The sequence below is a fragment of the Acinetobacter guerrae genome (assembly GCF_009372255.1).
Classification (GTDB): Bacteria; Pseudomonadota; Gammaproteobacteria; order Pseudomonadales; family Moraxellaceae; genus Acinetobacter; species Acinetobacter guerrae.
In genome coordinates, this window is record NZ_LXGN01000045.1 from 25,841 (window position 1) to 50,771 (window position 24,931).

24 protein-coding genes are annotated in these 24,931 nt (G+C 39.7%); 11 read left to right on the plus strand and 13 right to left on the minus strand.

From position 1 onward, the window contains the following. Positions 1-9 precede the first annotated feature (9 nt). From ureG to A7A69_RS11795, 7 genes are all read right to left on the minus strand, one after another. Positions 10-624, minus strand: a complete 615-nt coding sequence (ureG, locus tag A7A69_RS11765; protein WP_151980107.1) for an urease accessory protein UreG — start codon at positions 622-624, stop codon at positions 10-12. A gap of 60 nt (positions 625-684) precedes the next feature. Continuing rightward, positions 685-1,347, minus strand: coding sequence for an urease accessory protein UreF (locus A7A69_RS11770; RefSeq protein ID WP_152877737.1), 663 nt, complete (start codon positions 1,345-1,347; stop codon positions 685-687). Then, the gene (gene ureE / locus A7A69_RS11775) at positions 1,337-1,816 is read right to left on the minus strand and encodes an urease accessory protein UreE (protein ID WP_120368779.1); all 480 of its coding nucleotides are present in this window, start codon (positions 1,814-1,816) and stop codon (positions 1,337-1,339) included. Before ureE ends, A7A69_RS11770 begins: the two co-directional genes overlap by 11 nt. 27 nt (positions 1,817-1,843) lie before the next feature. Beyond that, positions 1,844-3,544, minus strand: coding sequence for an urease subunit alpha (gene ureC, locus A7A69_RS11780; protein WP_152877739.1), 1,701 nt, complete (start codon positions 3,542-3,544; stop codon positions 1,844-1,846). Positions 3,545-3,573: 29 nt separating this feature from the next. Beyond that, the gene (locus tag A7A69_RS11785; RefSeq protein ID WP_120368777.1) at positions 3,574-3,882 is read right to left on the minus strand and encodes an urease subunit beta; all 309 of its coding nucleotides are present in this window, start codon (positions 3,880-3,882) and stop codon (positions 3,574-3,576) included. Between the two features lie 20 nt (positions 3,883-3,902). After that, a complete protein-coding gene (ureA, locus tag A7A69_RS11790) occupies positions 3,903-4,205 on the minus strand; it encodes an urease subunit gamma (protein WP_120368776.1) in 303 nt (100 codons plus the stop codon). 111 nt (positions 4,206-4,316) lie between these two features. After that, a complete protein-coding gene (locus A7A69_RS11795) occupies positions 4,317-5,192 on the minus strand; it encodes an urease accessory protein UreD (protein ID WP_152877741.1) in 876 nt (291 codons plus the stop codon). 191 nt (positions 5,193-5,383) lie between these two features. On the opposite strand from A7A69_RS11795, the gene A7A69_RS11800 reads away from it, so the two are divergent. The 4 genes from A7A69_RS11800 (at position 5,384) to A7A69_RS11815 (ending at position 8,386) form a co-directional block, all read left to right on the plus strand. Continuing rightward, positions 5,384-6,145, plus strand: coding sequence for a 3-oxoacyl-ACP reductase (locus A7A69_RS11800; RefSeq protein ID WP_120368774.1), 762 nt, complete (start codon positions 5,384-5,386; stop codon positions 6,143-6,145). Between the two features lie 130 nt (positions 6,146-6,275). Continuing rightward, complete coding sequence (locus A7A69_RS11805) at positions 6,276-6,599, plus strand: hypothetical protein (protein ID WP_120368773.1); 324 nt, start codon at positions 6,276-6,278, stop codon at positions 6,597-6,599. Positions 6,600-6,749: 150 nt separating this feature from the next. Beyond that, the gene (locus A7A69_RS11810; protein ID WP_120368772.1) at positions 6,750-7,241 is read left to right on the plus strand and encodes a copper resistance protein NlpE; all 492 of its coding nucleotides are present in this window, start codon (positions 6,750-6,752) and stop codon (positions 7,239-7,241) included. Between the two features lie 170 nt (positions 7,242-7,411). Further along, a complete protein-coding gene (locus tag A7A69_RS11815; protein WP_120368771.1) occupies positions 7,412-8,386 on the plus strand; it encodes an NAD(P)H-dependent flavin oxidoreductase in 975 nt (324 codons plus the stop codon). 108 nt (positions 8,387-8,494) lie between these two features. Here A7A69_RS11815 and A7A69_RS11820 read toward each other — a convergent pair whose 3' ends face one another. Next, entirely contained in the window at positions 8,495-10,099 is a 1,605-nt protein-coding gene (locus A7A69_RS11820; RefSeq protein WP_120368770.1) for an isocitrate lyase, read from the minus strand. Positions 10,100-10,704: 605 nt separating this feature from the next. Here A7A69_RS11820 and A7A69_RS11825 point away from each other — a divergent pair. The 7 genes from A7A69_RS11825 (at position 10,705) to A7A69_RS11855 (ending at position 17,569) form a co-directional block, all read left to right on the plus strand. After that, complete coding sequence (locus tag A7A69_RS11825) at positions 10,705-11,694, plus strand: LysR family transcriptional regulator (RefSeq protein ID WP_120368769.1); 990 nt, start codon at positions 10,705-10,707, stop codon at positions 11,692-11,694. 128 nt (positions 11,695-11,822) lie between these two features. Then, positions 11,823-13,145, plus strand: a complete 1,323-nt coding sequence (gene paeA / locus A7A69_RS11830; RefSeq protein ID WP_120368768.1) for a polyamine export protein PaeA — start codon at positions 11,823-11,825, stop codon at positions 13,143-13,145. Between the two features lie 304 nt (positions 13,146-13,449). Continuing rightward, positions 13,450-14,388 (plus strand): ABC transporter permease, encoded by a 939-nt coding sequence (locus A7A69_RS11835; RefSeq protein ID WP_151980102.1) that lies wholly within the window; start codon positions 13,450-13,452, stop codon positions 14,386-14,388. After that, the gene (locus A7A69_RS11840; RefSeq protein WP_120368766.1) at positions 14,385-15,269 is read left to right on the plus strand and encodes an ABC transporter ATP-binding protein; all 885 of its coding nucleotides are present in this window, start codon (positions 14,385-14,387) and stop codon (positions 15,267-15,269) included. Before A7A69_RS11835 ends, A7A69_RS11840 begins: the two co-directional genes overlap by 4 nt. A 70-nt stretch (positions 15,270-15,339) precedes the next feature. Then, positions 15,340-16,344: an isopenicillin N synthase family dioxygenase gene (locus A7A69_RS11845; protein ID WP_152877745.1), complete on the plus strand. Its 1,005-nt coding sequence runs from the start codon at positions 15,340-15,342 to the stop codon at positions 16,342-16,344. Then, positions 16,341-17,228: a hypothetical protein gene (locus A7A69_RS11850; protein WP_152877747.1), complete on the plus strand. Its 888-nt coding sequence runs from the start codon at positions 16,341-16,343 to the stop codon at positions 17,226-17,228. The genes A7A69_RS11845 and A7A69_RS11850 overlap by 4 nt, the downstream gene beginning before the upstream one ends. Before the next feature lie 11 nt (positions 17,229-17,239). Continuing rightward, positions 17,240-17,569, plus strand: a complete 330-nt coding sequence (locus A7A69_RS11855) for a DMT family transporter (protein WP_120368763.1) — start codon at positions 17,240-17,242, stop codon at positions 17,567-17,569. A gap of 46 nt (positions 17,570-17,615) precedes the next feature. Here the strand turns inward: A7A69_RS11855 and A7A69_RS11860 are convergent, their stop codons facing one another. The 5 genes from A7A69_RS11860 to uca form a co-directional block, all read right to left on the minus strand. Next, the gene (locus A7A69_RS11860) at positions 17,616-18,647 is read right to left on the minus strand and encodes an ABC transporter substrate-binding protein (RefSeq protein ID WP_152877749.1); all 1,032 of its coding nucleotides are present in this window, start codon (positions 18,645-18,647) and stop codon (positions 17,616-17,618) included. A gap of 25 nt (positions 18,648-18,672) precedes the next feature. Next, the gene (gene atzF / locus A7A69_RS11865) at positions 18,673-20,454 is read right to left on the minus strand and encodes an allophanate hydrolase (protein ID WP_187349221.1); all 1,782 of its coding nucleotides are present in this window, start codon (positions 20,452-20,454) and stop codon (positions 18,673-18,675) included. Positions 20,455-20,463: 9 nt separating this feature from the next. Next, complete coding sequence (locus tag A7A69_RS11870; RefSeq protein ID WP_151980096.1) at positions 20,464-20,898, minus strand: CopG family ribbon-helix-helix protein; 435 nt, start codon at positions 20,896-20,898, stop codon at positions 20,464-20,466. After that, on the minus strand, positions 20,891-21,022 hold the full coding sequence (locus A7A69_RS16965; RefSeq protein WP_262381692.1) for a hypothetical protein: 132 nt from the start codon (positions 21,020-21,022) through the stop codon (positions 20,891-20,893). The genes A7A69_RS11870 and A7A69_RS16965 overlap by 8 nt, the downstream gene beginning before the upstream one ends. 303 nt (positions 21,023-21,325) lie before the next feature. Beyond that, the gene (gene uca, locus A7A69_RS11875) at positions 21,326-24,931 is read right to left on the minus strand and encodes an urea carboxylase (RefSeq protein WP_152877751.1); all 3,606 of its coding nucleotides are present in this window, start codon (positions 24,929-24,931) and stop codon (positions 21,326-21,328) included.

Consider the following 24,931-nt stretch of genomic DNA (forward strand, 5'->3'; position numbering starts at 1 on the left):
TTGATCACCTTAAGCTTTAAATAGCCCTTGTTTTTCGATGAAATCGATAATTTGATTTAAGCCATCTTCTGTTTTCATATTTGAAAATAAAAATGGTTTTTCACCACGCATACGTTTAGCATCCTGTTCCATCACGTTCAGATTTGCGCCAACCATCGGGGCAAGATCTGTCTTATTAATGATCAGCAAATCTGATTTAGTAATGCCCGGCCCACCTTTACGTGGAATTTTTTCACCGCCTGCCACATCAATCACATATAAAGTCAGGTCAGAAAGTTCTGGACTAAACGTCGCAGCCAGATTATCGCCACCACTTTCAATAATGATCAGTTCCAGACCATCAAATTTTTCGCATAAATCATCAATGGCTGCCAAGTTAATTGAAGCATCTTCACGAATCGCAGTATGTGGGCAACCGCCAGTTTCGACACCGACAATACGGTCTGGTGACATCGCTTCATTGCGGGTTAAAAAGTTAGAATCTTCTTTGGTATAAATGTCATTGGTCACTACAGCCATGTTGTATTTGTCGCGTAACGCACGACAAAGATTTAAGGTCAAAGCTGTTTTACCCGATCCCACTGGACCACCAATACCAACCCGTAAGGGACTACGTTCTGTCATGATCAATTCCTATAATTTTATTGAACTTTTCTCTTGGTAAATACAAAAGAAAATTCAATGTTACGATCTAAATAATCTTGAATACTGGGTTTCATGCTGCATACTCAGCATGGCATATTGTGGCAAGGCACTGCTGATTTCATCATCGTGTAATGCCAAAGCCCTTTCAACCGCCTGTGGCACCAGACTGTGTAAATGCCACAAAATACGTTGTCCGCTCATTTGTCCTAAAGGCACGGTTTTAACGGCTGCCAAAACCTGATTTTCCAGCACACTAAAGCTATAAGCCGTCAACACGTCAGCCTCATTAAGCCCAAGTCTTCCACAAAGCTGTGCATACACAGGCACAAAACCAAATTGCTTTTTCACGGCTACTGGCATTTTTAAAACATCTTTAATCCATGCATTTAAAGAAAATGCCAATTGCTGCGATTCAGCCAGTAGCTCTTTACTTTCACGGCTGGCTTTGTAAAGGTGCGCCCAATGTAAAAATTGCTCATCATTCGCATAAGATTGCATTAACCGCTTTAATACAGGCAGCTCGAATCTGAGCAACAACATTTCCAAGACTTCTTCAAAATAAGCCATACAGCTTGCTTCATTCTGAATCAGCCCTGTTTCAATCGCTGTTTCTACTCCCTGAGAATAACAATAGGCACCCACAGGTAAAGCCGTTGAGGATAAAGTCAACAGTTTGAGTAATTGCGCTGCATTAATGGACATGATGTAAAGACTTGATTGGGCTTAAACGATGATCATGGGCATGTTGTGCATATGCACCACTTTCAGGTTCAAACGCATGTTCGACCAGTTTTACATGCAAGCCTAAGCCTTCGACCATTTCTGCCAGTACATGATCAGGTTCAAAATACAGCGCATACGGAGTCAGCATGAGCGGGACATGACGATTGCCTAAATGATACGCTGCTTTGAGTAACTCAAAATCGGTTTTTGCAGTCACCTGCATGAGTTTTTCGGGTTTAGCATCGACACGCAACACCTCACCCTCATTGGTGGCAATAAAAGAGCCACTACGTAAAATGCCAGTACGTGGCAAATCCGCACCAATATCAGTGCCGTTGCTTAAAGTGGCACGGAAACGTGATTTTTGACGTGTATCAAAAGTAAGTTCAACCGTTTCAAAGGCTTGATCTGATGCAATTTCATCAAGACGCTGGGTGTAGATTTTCATACAATTCCTCGTACTTATTTTTAATCATCAAAACAAGAAATAACGTTGTGCCATTGGCAATACATCCGCAGGTTCACAGGTCAATAGTTCACCATCGGCACGTACCTCATAGGTTTCAGGATGTACATCCATCACGGGGCAATACGTATTATGCTTCATATCCGCTTTGGTGATATGACGAGTATTTTTGCACGGGCTAATCAATTTCTTCAGTTTTAACTTTTCAGAAACACCATCTTCAATTGCGGTTTGCGATAAAAAAGTAATACACGTGTTATGCACGCCACGCGGATACGCACCAAACATCGGACGATAATGTACAGGCTGTGGCGTTGGAATGGAGGCATTAATATCACCCATTGGGGCTGCTGCGATCATGCCACCTTTAATAATCATGGAAGGTTTTACCCCAAAAAAAGCAGGTTTCCACAAGACTAAATCTGCCAGTTTACCTTCTTCAATTGAGCCAATTTCATGACTTAAGCCATGCGTAATCGCAGGGTTAATCGTATATTTAGCGATATAGCGTTTCACCCGATTGTTATCGTGACTTACGTTATCGCCTTCTAATGCACCACGCTGAATTTTCATTTTATGCGCAGTTTGCCAAGTCCGAATAATCACTTCACCAACACGTCCCATCGCTTGAGAATCTGACGACATCATGGCAATCGCGCCTAAATCCTGCAAAATATCTTCCGCAGCAATAGTTTCACGGCGAATACGACTTTCTGCAAATGCAACATCTTCAGCAATAGCAGGATCAAGATGGTGACAGACCATCAACATGTCCAAGTGTTCATCAATGGTATTGATGGTATAAGGGCGAGTTGGATTAGTTGAAGATGGCAAGACATTGGCTTGACCAATCGCTTTTAAAATATCGGGTGCATGTCCACCGCCAGCACCTTCGGTATGATACGTATGGATGGTACGATTTTTAAATGCAGCCAGTGTTTCTTCCAGAAAACCACTTTCATTTAACGTATCGGTATGAATCGCCACCTGTACATCGAACTCATCTGCTACGCTTAAACAGTTATCAATGGCTGCTGGCGTTGATCCCCAGTCTTCATGCAGTTTTAACCCAACCACACCCGCTTTTATCTGTTCGCGAATCGGATCAGGTAAACTTAAGTTGCCCTTGCCCAATAAACCGATATTCATGGGTAAATCATCAATCGCCTGTAGCATGGTCGCAATGTGCCACGGCCCCGGCGTAACTGTGGTCGCGGATGTACCTGCTGCTGGGCCAGTTCCACCACCCACCATCGTTGTTACACCAGACATCAGCGCAGTTTCAACTTGTTGTGGGCAAATCCAGTGAATGTGTGTGTCAATCCCACCCGCGGTGAGAATCTGCCCTTCACCTGCAATCACTTCAGTCGCAGCGCCAAGTGGAATGGTGATATCAGGCTGAATGTCTGGATTGCCTGCTTTACCAATTTTCCAGATGCGTCCATTTTTAAGACCAACATCGGCTTTGACAATGCCCCACCAGTCTACAATCAAGGCATTGGTAATGACTGTATCTGCAACGTCATCTGCTAGCATTTGCGATTGACCCATGCCATCGCGAATGACTTTACCGCCCCCAAACTTAACTTCTTCACCATAGGTGGTGAGATCTTGTTCAACTTCAATAAACAACTCGGTATCGGCTAAACGAACCCGATCCCCTACCGTTGGCCCAAACATTTCAGCGTATGCACGACGCGACATTTTCATAATAAGTTTCTCTGTAATATTTTATCTTTTTAATCCAATGCACCCATCACACGACCTGCAAAACCATACACTTCGCGTTTCCCTGCCAATGCCACCAGTTCCACATCACGGCTTTGCCCCGGCTCAAAACGTACCGCTGTACCTGCGGCAATATTCAGGCGATACCCTTTGCTTTTTTCACGGTCAAATTGCAAGGCATCATTGGCCTCAGCAAAATGAAAATGTGAACCCACCTGAATTGGACGATCACCCGTATTGGCGACGCTCATTTTTAAAGTTTCTCGTCCAACATTCAGTTCAATATCACTATTTGGGGTAATCACTTCACCAGGAATCATCAGATTCTCCTTATTTATTGTTATACGATAGGTTGATGAACCGTGACCAGTTTAGAACCATCAGGGAAAGTTGCTTCGACTTGCACCTCAGCAATCATCTCAGGGACACCTTCCATCACATCATCTTTGCCTAGCAAGGTCGTACCATAATGCATCAGCTCTGCCACACTCATGCCATCACGTGCACCCTCAAGCAAAGCTGCTGAAATAAAAGCAATTGCCTCTGGATAATTTAATTTTAAACCACGCGCTTTGCGGCGTTCCGCCACTAAACCCGCAGTAAAAATTAGCATCTTGTCTTTTTCAGTCGGATTAAGTTCCATGGGGTCTTCCTAATCTTGATTATTTAGGGTTAAGCAAAATATATGCACACGTTGTAAAATTTATCTTTATATGTGTTGTGAATAAAACACATTATTAAATACACCATATATCTAAGTTCGCCAGATTCGTGGAAATTCTTCGTCCAAATCAAACCAATAACGGCGTAATCGCGCGCGAATCGCAGCAAAAGCATCGTGACATACTCTGACATCATCTCCCAAAAAACGCGCACATACGACATCATCCAATAACGTTAAAGTGACAGGTACATTCATACGCATGATTAGTTCACGAATCAATTCAATATGTTGTTCTAAATGAAATGACGCACGAAATTTTTCTGGAGCAATTGCCCATAAACTTCCCATGACTGCACAACCGTTCATGCCTAAACATGAAGATAACCACCGATCTTGTCCTTTAAAACGCAAGGTATCGGCAACTAAAAGTTTTTGTTCACGGTAAAGTTTAAATTGATTGGCATACGCCCCGCTTTGAAAGGTTTCGGCACGCGCCTGTCTTCCTAACACCAACATATCCCATCCAATAAAACTTGCACTTTGATCTAAATGAATTGTGGTTTCTGAATGTGCATTTGCACCATCAAATAGCATGGTTTCTTGTGGTAACCACTCAAGTGTTGATGAATCTTTAATTTTTAAATCTATATGCTGAAAAGCTGGCTTAGTATTGGTTTTATACCATTTTCCTGCGCCAGGTGTTGTCACTACAGCATGTGCAGTTTGTTGTGTCGAAATTTGAAATGTTAAATGATCACCTCCAGCAATTCCTGCAGGTGGATGCACGATAATGGCATGACATACACCCGTTTTCTCAGGCCACAACATTTTTTGCACCCGAACAGGACCATAATGCTTACGATGATTCATAATGGTGCGACGATCATCCTGTTTAAATCCTAGCTCCAACTGGGCATACCACAAAGCTTTAGACCTTTGGGCTTCAAAGTCTTGTGGTTGATTCATTGCATTCCTTTTATAACGAAATATGAAGGGTATTTTTATAATGCAAAAATTGCACCAATACCTTGCAAATTATAATCTTTCAAATTACATGTTCAATTTACCATCAATTTTAATGCAATATAGATTTGATTTCAGACTTGGTTTTTTCTAATCTTGAATCGTCTTCATATAATCAAAAAAAGTGATTCAACATGGAAATTCAAGAGCAAATTGTGCTGGTCACTGGTGGAGCGCGTGGCTTAGGTTTAGCCATTTCACAGGCTTTACTTAAACAAGGCTCTCGCGTTGTGGTTAATTACCTAAACAGCCGTACAACAGCTGAGCATTTACAACAACAATTTCCAAAACAGGTTTTTATCTTTCAAGCGGATATCACCCAGAGTGATCAAGTTTTACAAATGTTTAAAGCCGCCAAACAACATTTTGGTAGTGGAATTACATCTGTAGTCAATAATGCATTAATCAAATTCGAATTTAATGGGGAAGCGCGTCCGCATATTGAAAACTTGAATTGGGATAATATGCAACAGCAGTTTGAAGGTGCTGTAAAAGCTGCGTTGAATACCTTACAAGCGGGACTTGAAGATATGAAAGCGGCTCAATTTGGTCGAATTGTAAATATTGGAACCAATCTGGTGCAAAATCCAGTTGTTCCTTATCATGATTATACAACTGCCAAAGCAGCTTTATTAGCCTTTACCAGAACCAGTGCACATGAGCTTGGTCAATATGGCATTAATATCAATATGCTCTCAGGTGGATTACTGCAAACGACTGATGCAAGCAAAGCGACACCTGATGCCGTATTTGATTTAATTGCTGCATCAACGCCACTAAGACGTACCACAACACCACAAGAATTTGCCGATACAGTTTTACTATTTTTATCGCCGTGGTCGAGAGCTGTCACAGGTCAAAACTTAATGGTCGATGGTGGTTTGGTAAAAAACTAAATATTTTCTTAATTGAATTTAAAATTGCTTAATTAGCCAAAAATTAAGCAGTTTTTTCAAAGTTGCCAACTTCTTTCGTCGTTATTTCTTATAAAATAGCCTTGCTCTTTTACTCACACTTTATATTTTTATGAAACCTTTATTTGTCATTGCAAGTTGTATCTTATTATTTGGCTGTGCATTGGGAAATTCGAGTGAAATTAAACGAGCTGAAAAAATGCTTGAACAGTTTCAATGTAAAAATATTGAAGTTCATGATATGCCTCAAAGCAATATTAATACGTTCCATCAACAGTCTTTAGCGGTCAGTAAACAAAAAGCCACTACCTATATTGAACAATACAAAGATGGTCAAACCTTGTTTGATGTTCCCCTAGATGAAGTCGTTAAACAACAGTATCAACTGTATCACTCTGCCTGTCAGGCATTGGGTGGAATTAGCCATTCTTTATAAAAGACAATGAACCCCAAGCATAAAAAATTAACTGAGTTAGAACGTTAATTATATTTCTTCTAAACTCCCTTACACATCCATACTTTTATTCACTGGCTGTTTCTAATAGGGTGGCTTTCTCTACGATCAAAATTAAAGTGGATTAAATATATGAAAAAATCATTAGTTGCGATTGCAATAGCCAGTACTTTCTTAGTTGCTTGTTCAAAAAATGAAAATAAAACAGAAACAGCCCCTTCTACTTCCGATCAGGCAGTAGTTGCATCTGCACCTGCTGAAACGGCTACGGCTGTCGATACAGCTCATACTGCTGAAAACGCTTTGGATTGGGCGGGCGATTATGAAGGTAAATTACCTTGTGCTGACTGTGAAGGCATTAAAACTGAACTAGAATTAAAAGCCGATAAAACTTTTGAGCTTACAGAAACTTATTTGGGTGGAAAAAGTGATGGCAAGCCAATCGAGACTAAAGGTAGCTTTAGCTTTGACCCAAAAAATAGCTCTATCATTACACTCGATGCAAAAGGCGATAAACGTAAATTCTTTATTGGAGAAAATACTGCCACAGCACTTGATCTTGAAGGGAATAAAATTGAAGGCGCAATGGCAGATCTTTATATCTTGAAAAAAGATGTAAAATAAACCCAAAAGACAAACTTGCAGTACATACCGATCCCTCAAGATCGGTATTCAAAAAATATCGCATTATGAAATATAGTTTCTAAAATTTTAATTATTGTTACCAAAAATAAAACGCTATAGTAAGATCAAATTGCAAAATTGAATAAATGATAAAGTAAGGATTCTCCTCAATGAAAACGCGTATTACAGAGTTATTAGGTATTGAATATCCTATTGTTCAGGGTGGAATGATGTGGGTTGGTCGTGCTGAACTTGCGAGTGCAGTTTCTAATGCGGGTGGCTTAGGTATTCTGACTGCCCTTACCCAGCCAACACCTGAGGCATTAAGCAAAGAAATACAACGCTGCCGGGACCTGACTGACAAGCCTTTTGGGGTCAATCTCACATTTTTACCCGCAATTAATCCGCCACCCTATGCAGAGTATCGTCAGGCCATTATCGAAAGTGGCATTAAAATTGTAGAAACTGCGGGCAATAAACCTCAAGAACACATCGAAGACTTTAAGAAGCACGATATTATCGTACTGCATAAATGCACATCGGTACGACATGCACTTTCAGCAGAACGTATGGGTGCTGATATTATTTCTATTGATGGTTTTGAATGTGCGGGACATCCAGGTGAAGATGATATTCCTGGGCTTATTTTGATTCCTGCCGCAGCTGATCAAGTTAAAATTCCGCTGATTGCCAGTGGTGGTTTTGCTGATGGGCGAGGACTGGTGGCTGCATTGGCACTCGGCGCCGAAGGTATCAATATGGGTACGCGTTTTTGTATGACTCAGGAAGCGCCTATTCACGAAAAAATCAAACAGTATTATCTGACACAAGACGAACGTTCAACCAATTTGATTTTCAGAAAATTTCGCAATACTACACGCGTTGCAAAAAACAGTATTTCCGATCTAGTGGTTGAACTGAGTCAAAAACCAGATATTCAATTTGAAGAAATTCGACCTTATGTATCAGGAGCCAAAGGTAAAGTTGCACTTGAAACTGGTGATGTTGATGCAGGCTTGCTTTCCGCAGGACAGGTTTTAGGTTTAATTCATGATATTCCAAGCTGTCAGGAACTCATACACGGCATTATGACCGAAGCACAAGATATTATTCAGCAACGTCTAAATCGCGTTTTGCAAGCTTAATGATGAGTTGTTAAATATTTATTAATTAATTTTCATTTATCTTTTTTATCAATTTATCCATAAAAAACCCTGCATAAGCAGGGTTTTTTTATTGAATCAGTTTGCTACTTAGTGAGCAGAGAACTGGTTCATTGTATTTTTGCTTGCGTCACCCGCTTTAAGCGCTTGCTCACCAGCAAAGATTTCTTTGTGATCATCACCGATGTCTGAACCAGCCATTGCTTGGTGTTTAACACATGCGATACCACCACGGATTTCTTTACGTTGTACGCCAGCAACATAAGCCAACATACCTTCTTCACCGAAGTAACCTTTAGCAAGCTCATGAGTAGAAAGAGCAGCAGTGTGGTAAGTCGGTAGAGTGATCAAGTGATGGAACACACCCGCTTCACGTGCAGCATCAGCTTGGAAAGTACGGATTTTTTCATCAGCATCAGCAGCCAATTCAGAAGCATCGTACTCAGCGCTCATTAATTTAGCACGGTCATAACCAGAAACATCTTTACCTTCAGCAGCCCAACGATCGTAAGCTTGTTGACGGAAGTTTAACGTCCAGTTGAATGATGGAGAGTTGTTATAAACAAGTTTAGCATTTGGAACTTGTTTTTTGATGTCATTTACAAAACCTGCAATGCCTTGAACGTCTGGAGTTGGAGTTTCGATCCAGATCATGTCCGCGCCATTTTGTAGGCTAGTTACACAGTCAAGTACAACGCGGTCGTGTTGTGTACCTTCACGGAACTGATACAAGCCAGAAGCTAAACGCGTTGGACGGTGTAATTTACCATCACGTTTGATGAGGATTTCGTCATCATTTGCTTCAGAGATATCAATTTCTTGAGTGTCTAAATAGCTGATGTATTGAGAAGCCAAGTCACCTTTCTCTTTAGATACAGGGATCTTTTGAGTCAAGTCAGCGCCTTCAGAGTCAGTACGTGCAACGATCACACCATCATCAACACCAAGCTCAAGGAATGCATAACGAACAGCATTGATTTTTGCAAGGAAGTCTTCATGTGGAACAGTTACTTTACCAGCTTGGTGACCACATTGTTTCGCATCAGAAACTTGGTTTTCGATTTGGATTGCACATGCACCCGCTTCGATCATTTGTTTAGTCAACAAGTAAGTTGCTTCTTCGTTACCAAAACCAGCATCAATGTCGGCAATAATTGGCACAACATGAGTTTCAAAGTTATCGATTTGAGCTTCGATTTCTTTTACTTTTGCAGAATCACCAGCGCCTTCAGCTTTTTGTAATGCGCGGAATAAATCATTTAATTCTTTTGCATCAGCTTGACGCAAGAAGGTATAGATTTCTGCGATTAATTTAGGCACAGCAGTTTTTTCGTGCATAGATTGGTCAGGAAGTGGACCAAATTCAGAACGAAGTGCAGCAACCATCCAACCAGAAAGGTAGATATAACGTTTGTTGGTTGTACCGAAATATTTTTTGTTCGCGATCATTTTTTGTTGCGCGATGAAACCATGCCAGCAACCCAAAGATTGAGTATAGCTGCTGTTGTCAGCATCATATTCAGCCATATCTTTACGCATGATAGCAGCTGTATATTTAGCGATGTCCAAACCAGTATGGAAACGGTTTTGAACGATCATACGAGCAGCGTCTTCAGGACGAATCGCGTCCCAAGTGCCACCTAATTTATTTTTTACGGCACGTACGTGCTCAAGAGCTGATTGATATGTCATGATATATTCCCTTTTAGGATTTCATCGAAGAGATAAGATGCTGAACTGTCATGTTTATTTGACTAGACTATATTTCAGTCATTTCATCAATATGAACACAGCTTAGTCTGAGCAAAAAAATTAATCCAATATCCTCCATTAATCTTCAGTATTTTTTAAAAAAATATATAGATTAAAGTCGTATTATAATTATGTGCAAAAAACACAAATTATTGATTTTTAAAAATTAAATTAAATTTAAAAATTTATTGAATCATTTGATCAAAATATTTTGAACAATTTTCAGTCTATTCGTGTGAAATCTTAATGTAATTTTTTTCATCATCATAGGACTAAAAATGGTAAAACATGACAAGATTGAATTGAATAACATTCGTTATAATAAAGAAATAAATCACTTGGATTTTCACTGAACTTGCCTTTTTTCTGAGAGATTTGCCCAAATTAATTAAGATTTCTTTTGTAAATATTTCAAATTTTCTAATTAATTATTCTCTTTAAATTTAGGCTTCAGAGGCGCTGTTTTTTTCAGCGTTTTTTCACACAAATCCATTCAACTATGGCATAATCAATCACAATTTCATGATTTTATTTTCGGTATTTTTTTTATGAATCTGGAGCGTGTAGATCTTAATCTATTAATTTATCTTGACGTGCTTCTTCGCGAAAAAAATGTCACTCGTGCAGCCGAACAATTAGGCGTTACTCAACCTGCCATGAGTAATATTTTGCGTAGACTTCGCAATTTATTTAATGATCCACTCTTGATCCGCTCATCAGAAGGTATGACTCCAACCGAACGTGCGCTTGAACTACAACCACGTATCCGCGATGCACTTTCTGATCTCTCCATGATTTTAGAACCTCGTACCGAATTTCGTCCTTATACCAGTAATCGCGTCTTTAGGATCATGACTTCGGATTACGCCGAAGCAACCTTGGTTCCTCGTTTAGTTAAAGCTTTACGTTCTGAAGCACCAAATGTCGTTTTAGATTTCCTTACCCCAAGCGATGTGTCTTATCGCGATATGGAACAAGGTAAAGTTGATTTAGCGATTAACCGTTTTAATGAAATTCCACAAAGTTTCCACCAAGTTCTAGTTTGGCGCGACAGTTTTAGCTGCTTATTAAACGATAAGCATCCTGCGGGTCAGCACCTAAATCTTAAAAACTATTTGGATGCACAGCATATTTGGGTATCTAAGACTGGAATGGGTGTTGGTTTTGGCATTAATCCTGATAAACAGGCAGGTTTGGGCTGGATTGATCAGGCGTTAGAGCGGATTGGACAAAAGCGTAAAATTTCAGTCTTTACACGGCATTATCAAATGCCAGCTTTATTGGCTCAAAATGTAGATTTAGTTGCGACCCTACCTACTCGTATGGCGCGCCTACAAGCGAATAATCCCAAATTATTAATTAAGGACCCTCCTTTTTATATTCCAGAATTTGAATTAAAAATGGCATGGTGTCCTTTATTGCATCATCACCCTGCACATCGCTGGTTACGACAATTGATTTTATTTGTCGCACGTCAGATGATAGAAGATGAAAATCGTGAGTTTTTAACAAATAATTCGCAATTTTCGCACTATTAAAATAAATTTTTGTTAATTTCTTCTGTTTTCAAGCTTATACTGATTCTATCCCGAGGTGGTTAAAAACTGCCTCGCCTTTTTCATTGCATCAAAACTTTCTCATAATAACGAATGACTACAGGTGAACTGTGAGCCTCTTTCAAAACGTCGTTATCATTGCCATACTGATTATCGCGGCGGGTTTTTTATCTTTAACTGAAATCGCGCTTGCCGGTGCGCGTAAAGTAAAATTAAAAATTCTTGCGGAATCTGGCGATGAACGCGCCAAAAAAGTCCTTGATCTTCAGCAGCAATCAGCTGATTTTTTTGCTGCATCACAAATCGGTCTAAATGCGGTTGCCATTCTCGGTGGTATTTTGGGGGAAGCTGCTTTCCGTCCTTTTTTTGTAAATCTGGTTCATCGTTTTTATAATGGGCCGTGGGCAGAAAATATAGGATTTGTGCTTTCTTTTACCTTTGTGACGTCACTCTTCATTTTATTTGCCGATCTTATGCCTAAGCGTCTAGCGATGATCGCGCCTGAAAAAATTGCAGTTTCAGTCATTAATCCAATTCAGGTTTTCATCAAAATTTGTAAACCCTTAGCTTGGATTATCAATGCAATTGCCAATTTATTATTTCGTTTGTTCAAAGTAAATACCACACGTGATGACAATATTACTTTTGATGATATTTCAGCAGTAATGGAAGCAGGAGCACAAGCGGGTGTATTACAAAAACAAGAACATCATTTTATTGAAAATGTATTTGAACTTGAAGAGCGTACCGTTCCTTCAAGTATGACGACACGTGAAAATATCGTATATTTTACAATTAATGAATCTGATGAAAGTATTCGCCAAAAACTGGCAGAATACCCTTATTCCAAGTTTTTAGTTTGTAATGAGAATATTGATCAGGTGATTGGGTATGTCGATGCCAAAGATATTCTTGTTCGGATTTTAAATAGTCAGTCTTTAATCAAACTCAAAGAAAACACCATTCGTACCGTTTTGACCATTCCTGACACATTAACACTTTCAGAAGTTCTCGACCGTTTTCGTTCGACCAAAGAAAAATTTGCTGTGGTTATTAATGAATATGCTTTAGTGGTCGGTGTGATTACGTTAAGTGATATTATGATTACTGTAATGGGCGACTGGGTCACGCCAATTGAAGAAGATCAGCAAATCATCAAGCGCGATAATAATTCATGGCTAATTGATGGGAGTACCCCGATCGAAGATTTGAAACATGCACTCGAAATTGATGAAATGCCAGATGACGAAAACTACGAAACTTTGGCAGGTTTTATGATGTATCAATTACGCAAAATTCCGCGTCCTGCTGATAGTGTCGAGTTTAGTGGTTTCAAATTTGAAGTGGTCGATGTCGATCATTACAAAATTGACCAATTATTGGTGACAAGAATTTTAGAAAAAATAGAAGATCAAATTCTAATTGAAGATTAACCTTACTTGGCAAAACATGAACACAGTTCTTTTAACTGAATATTGTCTTTTGCGCTTTCACTAGGCTTAATGCTTACCCTTTGCTCTAAAATCTGGCAGGACATAAAAATCCTGCTTATTTTTTTGGAGTCAATTATAAAAAAAATGATGATAAAGCCACAATAATGATTAATTTTAATATTTAAAATCAAATATATAACTCAAATAAAATTTAAAATAAAATAAGCTATCACGATTTGGCATTTATATTGCTTAAACAAAAGTATTACTTTTTTTGTTTTATGTAATACTTGAGCAAACTGATATGAATGAACATATTTCCAGAAGAAAAGCATTACTGTTGGGTTTCGGCTCTTTTGTGATCCCCATCCTCATTTGGTGCTGTGTCAGTTATTTGCCTTTTATCTGGCACCCTCAGGTACAAATCACTGACTCGGGAAGTGTGTCATATTTACAGGTTGGAAGCAGAGTTGATAAACGTTTTTTCTATCAAGAAGCCCAAAATGCAGTTAATCAACATCAAGAACCACCACAAGGAAAACTGGTCAATCCCATTTATTTGCCCGCCCCTCATGAAGTTGCCAAAGCTTTAGTGACATCTTTCACAACGCCACCAGCTCAACCCGATAGCCCTTGGTTACATCAAAGCCTATGGCATAGTATTAAAATTGTTTTTACTGCTTTTTTTATTTCGTCACTCATTGGTATTCCGCTTGGCATTTTATGTGGTTTCTCCAGTGTTATTTCCAGACTAACAGAACCCTTTGTCGAGTTTTTTCGTTATTTACCTGCACCAGCATTTGGTGCATTAGCTGTTGCCATTTTAGGTATTAACGATGCGCCTAAAATTGCGATTATTGTGATTGGGACACTCTTTCAACAAATTTTAATTATTGCCAATACCACTCGTATGGTTGATCGCGGCTTAATTGAAGCGGGTTACACGTTAGGAACCAATAAATTTAAAAGTTTGATGCATGTCGTAATTCCAGCAGCATTGCCAGATATTTATCGAGATTTAAGAGTGCTACTCGGTTGGGCATGGACATATTTGATTGTTTCAGAGTTGATCGGGACAACATCAGGTATTACTTGGTTTATCACACAACAAGCACGCTATCAAAATTTTGACAATGTGTATGCAGCAATTCTAATTATTGGAGTAATAGGCTTATTAACCGATGTCATTTTAATGAAGATTGGACAACATCTATTTAAATGGAAATCAGGAGCGAGAGTATGACCAGCGAAAGTTTCGATGCAAACCACTATTTTCAAGAGTTGTACAAACGTCCGATTCTTTTGGAAACAAAAAATCTTTGTCAAAGTTTTCAGCATGGTAAAACTCAAAGAACGGTGCTTCATCAGATCAATTTAAAAATTCATAAACGTGAATTTATCTGTGTAATCGGGCCTTCTGGCTGTGGGAAATCGACATTAAGCCGTGTTGTTGCAGGACTTGATCCTTATAGTAGCGGAGAAGTTTTAGTCGATGGTGAACGTGTTGAAGGCCCATGCCCTGAACGAGGTATGGTATTTCAGGGTTATACCTTATTTCCTTGGAAAACGGTTAAAGAAAATGTCATGTTCGGTCCCTTAATGCGTGGTGCAAGTCAGGTTGCCGCAGAATCTTCTGCACGTGAATGGCTTAGTATTATTGGTCTGGAAAAATACGAAAATCAGTATCCACACCAACTCTCTGGTGGAATGAAACAGCGTGTTGCAATTGCACGTGCCTTAGTCAATGAACCCAAGATGCTGCTAATGGATGAGCCTTTTGGGGCACTTGACCCATATACCCGACAAAAAATGCAACGTCATTTAATGGATCTATGGCAAAGCATCGATATTACAATTTTATTTGTTACTCATGATATGGATGAAGCCATTTTATTAGCAGATCGTATCGTGGTACTAAAGGCGAATCCTGGCGAAGTCAAAGAAATTATTGAGGTACATTTACCGCGCCCGCGTACCCCAGAGCTTATGAGTACACCAGAATTTAAACAGTTGCGTGCGCATGTCGATGAACTGGTACATGCACAGGAAGAAGAGCATCTAGATCCTGCACTGCAACGTTTGCCTGAGATTCCACGTATGACCCAAGTCAGTCATCAAAAGTAATAGCGACAACCGTTGGGACGACCTGACGCGTCATAACTTCCTGCTGGACGACCAGCTTAAGGGGATGAAAATGTCAGAAGATTACGTTTTACCTATGCTGGATATCTCTAAATTAACAAGTGACAAACTGACTGATCGCAAAGAGGTCGCCCAGCAACTAGATCAAGCCTGTCGAGATATTGGTTTTTTATATATCCGTGGAGAACAATTTAAACCCGCATTATTTCAACAATTAGTGAACACTGTGCAGCATTATTTTGCTCAAGATGAAAACATCAAAATGCAAAATTATATCGGAAACTCCACCAATCATAGTGGTTATGTTCCTATGGGTGAAGAACAATTTACTGCCAATACTTATGATCTTAAAGAAGCTTATGATGTCAATTATGACTATGAAGGCTTAACCGAATTAAGACCACTGGTTGGATCTAATCAATGGCCGAATGATCAACAATTTAAAACGCACGTTCTAAACTATTATCAACATATCAAGGATATTGGACATCAACTATTTCGTGCTTTTGCTTTAGCATTAGATCTTGAGGAAAATTATTTTGATGCACATTTAAAACATGCACCAAGTCAATTACGTTTAATCCATTATCCTTATAATCCTGATGCTGTGGATAGCTCAGGAATTGGCGCACATACAGATTATGAATGTTTCACTTTACTTTTCCCTACAGCAGATGGCTTACAAGTACTGAATAAAAACTTAGAATGGATCGATATTCCCTTAATCGAAAATACTTTGATTATGAATATTGGTGACATGATGGAAATATTATCCAACGGGCGTTATTTGGCGACTAAACATCGGGTTAAAAAAGTTAAACAACAACGTTATTCTTTTCCTTTATTTTTTTCATGTGATTATGATTATGTCATTCAGCCGCTGGTTGAAACAAATCAACCCAAATATGCGCCCTTAAAAGGGGGTGAACATTTATTTAATCAAACTGCACAAACCTTTCAATACTTAAAAAGACGTATTGAACGTGGAGAACTTACACTGAACAATGCTCGTCCTCTTTATTCTTTTGGCTTAAATGAAAAAGGGGCAGATATATGAATTTATTCGAATTATTAAAAAGCTGTTCGGTGACCTCGCTTGAAGATATGCAATTACCAACTTACTTAATGGGCAGTTTTAGACGTAAAAGTATTAGTTTTTTTAATGGCCTGACCGATGAAAAAACCACTGTATACTGGTTTCAGTCGAAGTCATTTAGTATAGATTTACGCCTCAGTGATCCGATGTATACCCCTATTAGCGAGCGACAAGGCTGGATTGGAGATACAATCTGGGATAGTGAAAAAGAATTACTGTCATGGAACATCCGCGAAAGTTATCAACCGCGTATTCAATGGCCTGAACCCGCCAAGCTCTTCCCAATAGGTAATTGTATTTTAGAATTTGCACCTTCAGGCGCGTATGTAGAAGACTGGCGACAACAATCTAGCTCGGGTCTATTCTGTGGTTTAAGACTTTATCAAACTGAGCATCTACACTCACAACAAAAATTTGCAATGGATGGTGGTCTTATTATTGCGGGTGAGCATCTTGCTTATGTCCAGTCTCGTCTACCATTTGCACAACAACAGCTTGAGAATATTTCTGTATTAAATGATGCGATTCAAAATCAACAAATCGATGCCTCTTTTGTTGAGAACTACCAAGTATCTATCGCACTGAATGGGCAAACGATTCAATTTTCAACGCAAAGTTGTTTAGTCAATACAACGTTGGATCTGGATAATTTTGAAATGGACAATTTAGGAAACATCACTCAAATTAAAGAAATTGAGGGTGTGCTCTATCGGCTCTATTTTTCACTGGATATGTATCAACCAGATTTCCAGTTTGAACAACAAACATCGACAACTGCATCTGCACAACAATGGCTCGATCAGGAAAAGTCACATTTACTTAAACACGCTGTTATTGTCAAATAAAGGAGCCTGAGTTGCCCTATTTATATTTATTTATCGCAATTGTGGCCGAGGTCATTGCCACTTCATCATTAAAATCGTCACAAGGATTTACTGTTCCTTTGCCCTCATTCGTTACCGTTGTGGGGTATTGCATTGCACTATATTTTTTATCTTTGACCTTAAAATTTATCCCAGTCGGAATTGCTTATGCAATCTGGTCTGGTGCAGGAATTGTTTTAATTTCAACGATTGGTTGGGTCATATTTAAGCAACATCTCGATTTAGCTGCTTTTATTGGTTTAGCTATGGTCATCGGTGGAATTATCATCATCAATGTTTTCTCTAAAACTACCGAACTGTGAAATAAAAGATAAAAAAGGCACTTCGTGAATCGAAGCGCCTTTTATTTTATTTTAAGCTTTGTATTAAGTCAGGGTAGATTAAACCATCGGCATCCATTTCGGTTTTATACACACCATTAGTCACGTTAAATTTATTGACATGGTAGGTTGAACCATAAATGGAATCGAAGCCTTGTCCTTTGGTAAATACTTTTTTATTCGCTTCAACATCAAGTAAATGAGTTCCCCCCACAAATTGCTCATATTGTGCTGGATCAACCCCCACTCGATTTGCCATAATTTTCACTGCATCGGCATGTGTGGCTGGATCATTAATGTATTTCACCGTTTTGTCCCAGACCTGAATGACTTTTTTCCACTCTTCTTTATGCGTGGATAAATGGCTCATATTGACCGAAAGCGTGTCGTAAATCAGACCTGGCTTATCTTTAGAAGTATAAATAATCTTAGAGCCAGCAACCGATTTTAATGCTTGATTAGCAACTGGTTGCCATACCGCAATTGCAGAAATATCAGGACTGGCAAAGACTTGTGGCAATTCATTGGTCACAGAGTTGACCAATTTAATATCAGTAAGAGGAATTTTTGCATCATTTAAGGCAGTCGATAATAATAGATGATCAACCAGCCCTTTTTCAGTTGCAACTGATTTACCTTTTAAATCCTGAATGCTGTTGATGCCAGATTTAGCAATAATTACATCATTACCAGCAGAGTAATCTGTTGCCATAATCATGATCCCTTTGGTACCGCCTGACGCTGTCACCAAGTTATCACCATTGGTGACAAGCACTGCATCTAGCTGATTTGCAGCAAATGCAGAAAGCGAAGAGGAATAATCAAACCATTTAAATTCAACATTTAGACCCGCTTCTTTTAGCCAGCCTTTTTCAATGGCAACTTGCCAAGCAACCCAACCTGGCCAATCACTATATCCTATTGTAATTGGCTGAGTGGAACTCGTTGTCGTCTTATCATTTTCAGCTTGTGCCTGTGGTACTTTTGCGGTGTTGTCACAGCCTGTTAAAGCCATCGCCAACATGACAGAAAAAGAAAGCGAGCTTACGGTGCGAATCATGATCTATCCCCTTTTTAAAATAAGGTTAACACATTGATGTAGAATGATTTTGAAGTGATTGAATATAAGCTCTCCAACCACCCAAGTGACTAATGTCTTTTGCAGATTCGAGCGCATACCCTTCACAGATAAAGCCTTTGACCCAAGTTCCATCGGCGAGTTGGACATTCCCGATCCCCAGTGGTGCAGGAACTTCAGCTACAATTTTTCCAAATAACGCGATGGGCACTTCCCATACTTCGACCTCAATTGACTGCCCCTGTTCGCAATATTGCAAACCTGGCTTTGGAGGCGTGGTATTACTGAGTGCAAAGAGTTTGTAATGATGTGCTGTTTGAGTTTTTTTGAATAAAACAGCTCCGCGTGTCGTGAGCTGAAAATTGAGTGGCATCCCTGTTAAATGCGCACCAACCACAGCCAATTTCACCGAATTTGACGACTCAATTTTTGAATAAGGTTGATACGAATGATCTGTAGCACCTAACTTTAAATGGTTTTGTTGCTGCCATATTTGCCCAAAACGCGCTAAAGCTTGATCATGCCAAGCTTTGGCAATCAAAGTAATACCTGAAGGCAAACCATCATCACGAATGACATTGGGTAATGCCAAAGCACTCAAATCAGCAAAATTGACAAAGTTGGTATAAGCGCCCATATGGCTATTTTTTAAAATTGGATCGGCTTCAACTTCTGAGATGGTATAAATCGTGGCCGCTGTTGGTACCATTAACGCATCAAATTTGTCTAAGATTTGCTGAATATGACGTGTCATCTCAGCTCGATCATATTCATCCTGCATGACATCTGTTGCAGAAAATTGATCTGCTTGTGCAATGATTTTTTGAATCACTGGATGCGCTTGATCTCGGTTTATTTTCTTTTCTACCGCAACGGTGCGTTCTGCCACCCATGAACGGTTATAGAGGGCGTTTGCCAACTGATTAAAAACTGTAAAATCAATAGATTCAACTTGATAACCCAGTGCTTTGACACGTTCAATTGCAATGTCGAAAGCATGACGGCTCTGTTCATCACCATAAAATTCAAGCTGTGCAGGAATTGCGATCGTCCCAAGTGAAAACGCAACAGGTACATTTTCAGGATGCGGTCGAGAATATGCATCCGTTTCATCAAACCCCTGCATCATTTGGGCAACAGCCCATGCATCATCTACAGCAAGTGCAAAAATCGATATCACATCAAGCGTACGACAAGCAGGGATTAAACCCGTGGTTGAAAACCAACCTTTGGTGGGTTTAAGCCCAACAATATTATTATGCCCAGCAGGTACTCGACCAGAACCTGCTGTATCTGTTCCCAAAGAAAATGGAACAATCCCTTTGGCAACTACTACCGATGATCCAGAACTCGAGCCACCACTGATATAATCAGGATTAAAACTATTTTTGACTGCGCCATAAGGTGAACGGACACCCACCAAACCTGTCGCAAACTGATCGAGATTAGTTTTTCCAATCACAATCGCGCCTGCTGCTTTTAACTTGGCCACAACTGTTGCATCTGAATTGGCCAGATAAGCGGCTTCTTTACATGCTGCCGTTGTATGAAAGCCCTCGACATCAATATTATCCTTTACAGCAAAAGGAATGCCATACAAGGGGAATTGTGCAGGATCTTGATTGAGGAGTAACTCTATTTGTATATCAAGCTGCTGTTGGGAGGCTAGTTCAATCCATGCATGATCATCATTACTGATCGACTTGACATAATCATACAAATCATTGAGTTTAAATTGCCCTTGTGCATAGGCATTTTGCCAATCCTGTAAGGTCGATAGTTGTGGCACGTTTTTCTCCTATTCATTCTGCTGTAAAGGCGGCATGACTGCATCCATAAGTTCCAGATGACCTTTAATCACCCCTTTTAAAGCAATAAACTGCTGACTGATTTGCTTTAATGTGTTGCTTTTACCTTGTAGCAAAATCACTTCCAGAATTTTCTGATCATCCAATTGAATATGAAGCGAACTAATGACTTGCTCTAAAAATTGTTGTTGTAAATCACTAAGATAAACACGAATATTACCTGCATCACGACGGTACAACAGGGTTAAAGTGCCGACCATCACCGAATTTTCAGTGGTATAGTGATGAATCAGGTGCCGATTAATCATATCGACAATCGCTTGAGAACGACTCTCATAGTGTTCTTCTACGATCTTTTGATCCAATGAGGTAACGGTATCTTCTGGAACAGTGATACTGATTCGTGTAAGTTTAGGTTTAGCCAATGTTGTCTCTCTTAGAAGAATGAACTTGTTGTGACATATAAAAGCCCGCCCGAACTGTCAGTAGCTCAACTAAAAAAGTGATCCATACAGGCCGTGCTTTTACAGATTTAGATTTTTCTGACATGATAGGCTCCTTTTTCAGTATTACCAAAATATAGTTTTGTATTACTTAAATAATGCATGAACTATGCCAGTTTTTAAATCTTGCCATCAACTTTTTAAATTAAATTATTTAAATATAATCAAATACTTATGATTAAAAACAAAGCTAGTATAGTTTTTTTTATAAACCAACTTCAATTTTTCATTTCATCCCCTATTACAGCCTTAACTTGGTGCAAAGCAAAAAAATATAAAATCATAATGCTTAAAAATTGGGCAAAAAAAACCCTGATTTCAAATCAGGGCAAATATTAATAAAACTAAACTAAGCAATAGGTGCCAAGGTAAATAAAGCCTGACCTGTTTTTATCGTTTGACCTTTTTCTATAATAATTGATTCAACTTTCATGCGTTCAGGTGCCAAAATAGGAATCTCAATTTTCATGGCTTCAATGACGGCAAGTGTTGCACCTTCCTCGACCACATCTCCCATTTCACATTCAATTTTCCAGATTGAACCTGGCATATGAGATTCCACCACGCATCCACCCTCAGGGATATCAACAGCATTCCCATCATCAACATTTTCCAGACTTTCAGAAACATATTCTGCCAGTCCTGCTTCATGCCAACGGCGACGTTCAGCTTCAAAGTTAGCCTGTTGTACCGATTTAAAATCTTGAATACTGCCAGAGTGTTCTGCCAAAAATGCATTGTATTCCTTTAAATTGAGTACACCATCTTCAATACGTAATTGCAGGCGACCTGCTTTGAAGTCCTCCCGCATTTGCATTAATTCAGTTTCTGAAACTTCATAAAAGCGAATCTGATCAAAAAAACGCAGCAGCCACGGCTTTCCTTGTTCAAAATTGGCATTTTGACGATAACGGCTCCACATTTGTGTGGTACGTCCAACAAACTGATAACCTCCAGGTCCTTCCATGCCATAGACACACATATAAGCTCCGCCGATACCGACTGCATTTTCAGGTGTCCATGTTCTTGCAGGATTGTATTTCGTGGTCACCAGACGTTGTCTTGGATCAAGCGGCGTTGCTACAGGGGCACCTAAATATACATCACCCAGTCCCATCACCAGATAACGGGCGTTATAAACTACATCCTTAACCGCTTGTTTGGATGCTAAACCATTAATGCGTCGGATAAACTCAATATTATCTGGACACCAAGGCGCGTCAGGACGTACCAGTTGTGTGTATTTTTCAGTGGCTAATTGAGTTTGTGAATCTTCCCATGCCAAAGGCAAATAAACAGTACGTGACGGCACTTGCATATTTTCAATGTCAGGGAGTTGTGTTTCCGCTTGCTGCAATTGATGTAATAAATCCAGTTGATCTAAAACTGAAGAATCAAAATGTATTTGCAAAGAACGAATACCAGGGGTGAGATCAATAATTCCTTGAATATTTTGATCTTTGACCCATTGCATTAAGGCATGAATACGGAAACGTAAATTTAAATCGAGGACTAATTCACCATATTCAATCAATAAATAATGATTACCTGCTGGTCGATAAGTAACTTCTGGTCGTTTTTCAGCTCCGTCCAAACGCGCCAATACTGCATCTTTAAGTGTTATTATTTCTGCTGTAAAATCAGCATCATAATTGATTTTGGATATATCCGTCGCTTTAAGCATTGCCTCATAAGTATGATTCAATCTTTGCGCTTGCGCATAACTTACTGGAACAAACTTGACTTTGTCTCCTGCTCTAAGTTGTCCTAATTTCCATAGTTCAGAATGGATCACAACGGCTGGGCAAACAAAGCCTCCCAGACTTGGCCCATCAGGACCTAAAATAATTGGCATGTCGCCTGTAAAGTCGATAGCACCAATGGCATAGGCGTTGTCATGGATATTGGATGGATGCAAACCTGCCTCTCCACCATCTTCACGTGCCCATTCTGGCTGAGGTCCAACCAAGCGAATACCTGTACGACTAGAGTTGTAATGAATTTCAAACTCATGCTGAAAAAAAGTGTCTATATCTTTAGAAGTAAAGAAATCAGGCGCACCATGAGGGCCATACATCACTGCAATTTCCCAATTTGAGTGAAAAGTAGGGATTTGATTGATTGCCAAACCAGATGATTGATCTAAGCTAAACGCATCAATGGGCAACATATCACCAATCAATAAGTTACGCCCTGCATGACCGCCAAACTGACCGAGCGTAAATGTCGCCTGACTCCCCAGATATTCAGGCACAGCAAAACCACCTTTTACTCCAATATAGCTACGACAACCTGTATTAATTTTGCCGCATTTGAGAATCTGACCTTTTTTTACCTGAACAGTTTGCCACATCGCAATCGATTGACCATCCAGTGTGATCGCCATGTCACCCCCTGTAATAGCAATCTGACTATCACAATGAAATTTAAGCGTGGGTCCTTGCAAAGTACATTCCAGACCTGCTGTATTGAATGGATTATTCAATAATTGATTGGCAACATTTAAACTTAAAGGATCAATCGCACCTGATGGCGGTACACCGACATCCCAATAGCCCAAACGTCCAGTCACATCTTGTATTGCAGTTTGAATCCCTGCTTGCAGAACTTCTATTTTTTGCGTATTCCAACTAAACGTATTTAAAAAGCGCGTGGTTTGTGTTCCTGCTTTAAATACCTCGCTGGCAATAATATTTTGTAAATACTCCAGATTGGTTTCAATCCCAGCTACTTCAGTATGCGCCAAACTGCTTTGCATTGCAGTAATTGCCTGCTCGCGATCCTTCGCTGTAACAATAATTTTGGCAATCATCGGGTCATAAAACGAAGATACGGTTGAGCCTGTCTCAACCCAAGTTTCTACTCTTGAATGCGTATCAAACTCTACTGAGGTGAGTAAACCAGCACTTGGTTGAAAGTTTTTGATTGGATCTTCTGCATATAATCGTACCTGAATCGAATGACCTGTCGATTGCAAAGTTTTTTGAGGTGCAGTCCAGTCACCACTGGCAAGCATCACCATCCACTCGACCAGATCGACTCCATAGACTTGTTCAGTCACGCCATGTTCTACCTGCAAGCGTGTATTGACTTCTAAAAAATAAAATTCCTGAGTATCGGTATCCATGACAAATTCAACTGTTCCTGCAGAACGATATTGAATCGATTGCATCAATTGAATGGCAACATTTTGAATGTATTGACGTTGTTGATCATTTAAATGCGGTGCAGGCGTTTCTTCAATGACTTTTTGGTTTCGACGTTGAACCGAGCAATCACGCTCTCCCAATGCCAAAACTTGTCCTTTTCCATCACCAAAAATTTGAACCTCAATATGACGTGCATTTTGTACAAATTTTTCCAGATACAATCCTGCATCTTTGAAGTTGGCCTGTGCCAGATAAGACACAGTCGTGTAAGCTTCTTTCAGTTCAGCCTCGTTCCACACCAGACGCATGCCGATGCCACCACCACCTGCGGTACTTTTCAGCATCACGGGATAACCGATGCGTACAGCTTCACTGAGTGCTTCAACTTCATCAGCCAAAAGCTGACTACCGGGCAATAGAGGTACATTGCTCTGTATTGCCAGTTCACGTGCGGTATGTTTCAGACCAAATTCACGCATTTGCTGCGAGGTTGGCCCAATAAAAGCAATGCCATGTTGTTCACATAAATCACAAAACTGGGCATTTTCCGATAAAAAACCATACCCAGGATGGATCGCTTGCGCACCTGTTGCCTGCGCGACCTCTAATATTTTTTCGATATTTAAGTAGCTTTGGCTGGCTGCTGCGGAACCAATACACACTGCTTCATCAGCCAAAGTCACATGCAAAGAATCCCGATCGGCTTCGGAATAGACCGCAACAGATTGAATACCCAGTTTTTTTAAGGTGCGAATCACACGGCAAGCTATTGCACCACGATTGGCAATGAGGACTTTATTAAACAT

Coding starts and splice junctions, on each gene's coding strand:
- A7A69_RS11845 (WP_152877745.1), top strand. CDS start 15,340: ATGTCAGAAGATTACGTTTTACCTATGCTGGATATCTCTAAATTAACA.
- A7A69_RS16965 (WP_262381692.1), bottom strand. CDS start 21,022: ATGTCAGAAAAATCTAAATCTGTAAAAGCACGGCCTGTATGGATCACT.
- ureG (WP_151980107.1), bottom strand. CDS start 624: ATGACAGAACGTAGTCCCTTACGGGTTGGTATTGGTGGTCCAGTGGGA.
- A7A69_RS11800 (WP_120368774.1), top strand. CDS start 5,384: ATGGAAATTCAAGAGCAAATTGTGCTGGTCACTGGTGGAGCGCGTGGC.
- ureE (WP_120368779.1), bottom strand. CDS start 1,816: ATGAAAATCTACACCCAGCGTCTTGATGAAATTGCATCAGATCAAGCC.
- A7A69_RS11810 (WP_120368772.1), top strand. CDS start 6,750: ATGAAAAAATCATTAGTTGCGATTGCAATAGCCAGTACTTTCTTAGTT.
- A7A69_RS11770 (WP_152877737.1), bottom strand. CDS start 1,347: ATGTCCATTAATGCAGCGCAATTACTCAAACTGTTGACTTTATCCTCA.
- A7A69_RS11805 (WP_120368773.1), top strand. CDS start 6,276: ATGAAACCTTTATTTGTCATTGCAAGTTGTATCTTATTATTTGGCTGT.
- uca (WP_152877751.1), bottom strand. CDS start 24,931: ATGTTTAATAAAGTCCTCATTGCCAATCGTGGTGCAATAGCTTGCCGT.
- A7A69_RS11795 (WP_152877741.1), bottom strand. CDS start 5,192: ATGAATCAACCACAAGACTTTGAAGCCCAAAGGTCTAAAGCTTTGTGG.
- A7A69_RS11785 (WP_120368777.1), bottom strand. CDS start 3,882: ATGATTCCTGGTGAAGTGATTACCCCAAATAGTGATATTGAACTGAAT.
- A7A69_RS11835 (WP_151980102.1), top strand. CDS start 13,450: ATGAATGAACATATTTCCAGAAGAAAAGCATTACTGTTGGGTTTCGGC.
- A7A69_RS11850 (WP_152877747.1), top strand. CDS start 16,341: ATGAATTTATTCGAATTATTAAAAAGCTGTTCGGTGACCTCGCTTGAA.
- A7A69_RS11815 (WP_120368771.1), top strand. CDS start 7,412: ATGAAAACGCGTATTACAGAGTTATTAGGTATTGAATATCCTATTGTT.
- ureA (WP_120368776.1), bottom strand. CDS start 4,205: ATGGAACTTAATCCGACTGAAAAAGACAAGATGCTAATTTTTACTGCG.
- A7A69_RS11840 (WP_120368766.1), top strand. CDS start 14,385: ATGACCAGCGAAAGTTTCGATGCAAACCACTATTTTCAAGAGTTGTAC.
- A7A69_RS11860 (WP_152877749.1), bottom strand. CDS start 18,647: ATGATTCGCACCGTAAGCTCGCTTTCTTTTTCTGTCATGTTGGCGATG.
- ureC (WP_152877739.1), bottom strand. CDS start 3,544: ATGAAAATGTCGCGTCGTGCATACGCTGAAATGTTTGGGCCAACGGTA.
- A7A69_RS11825 (WP_120368769.1), top strand. CDS start 10,705: ATGAATCTGGAGCGTGTAGATCTTAATCTATTAATTTATCTTGACGTG.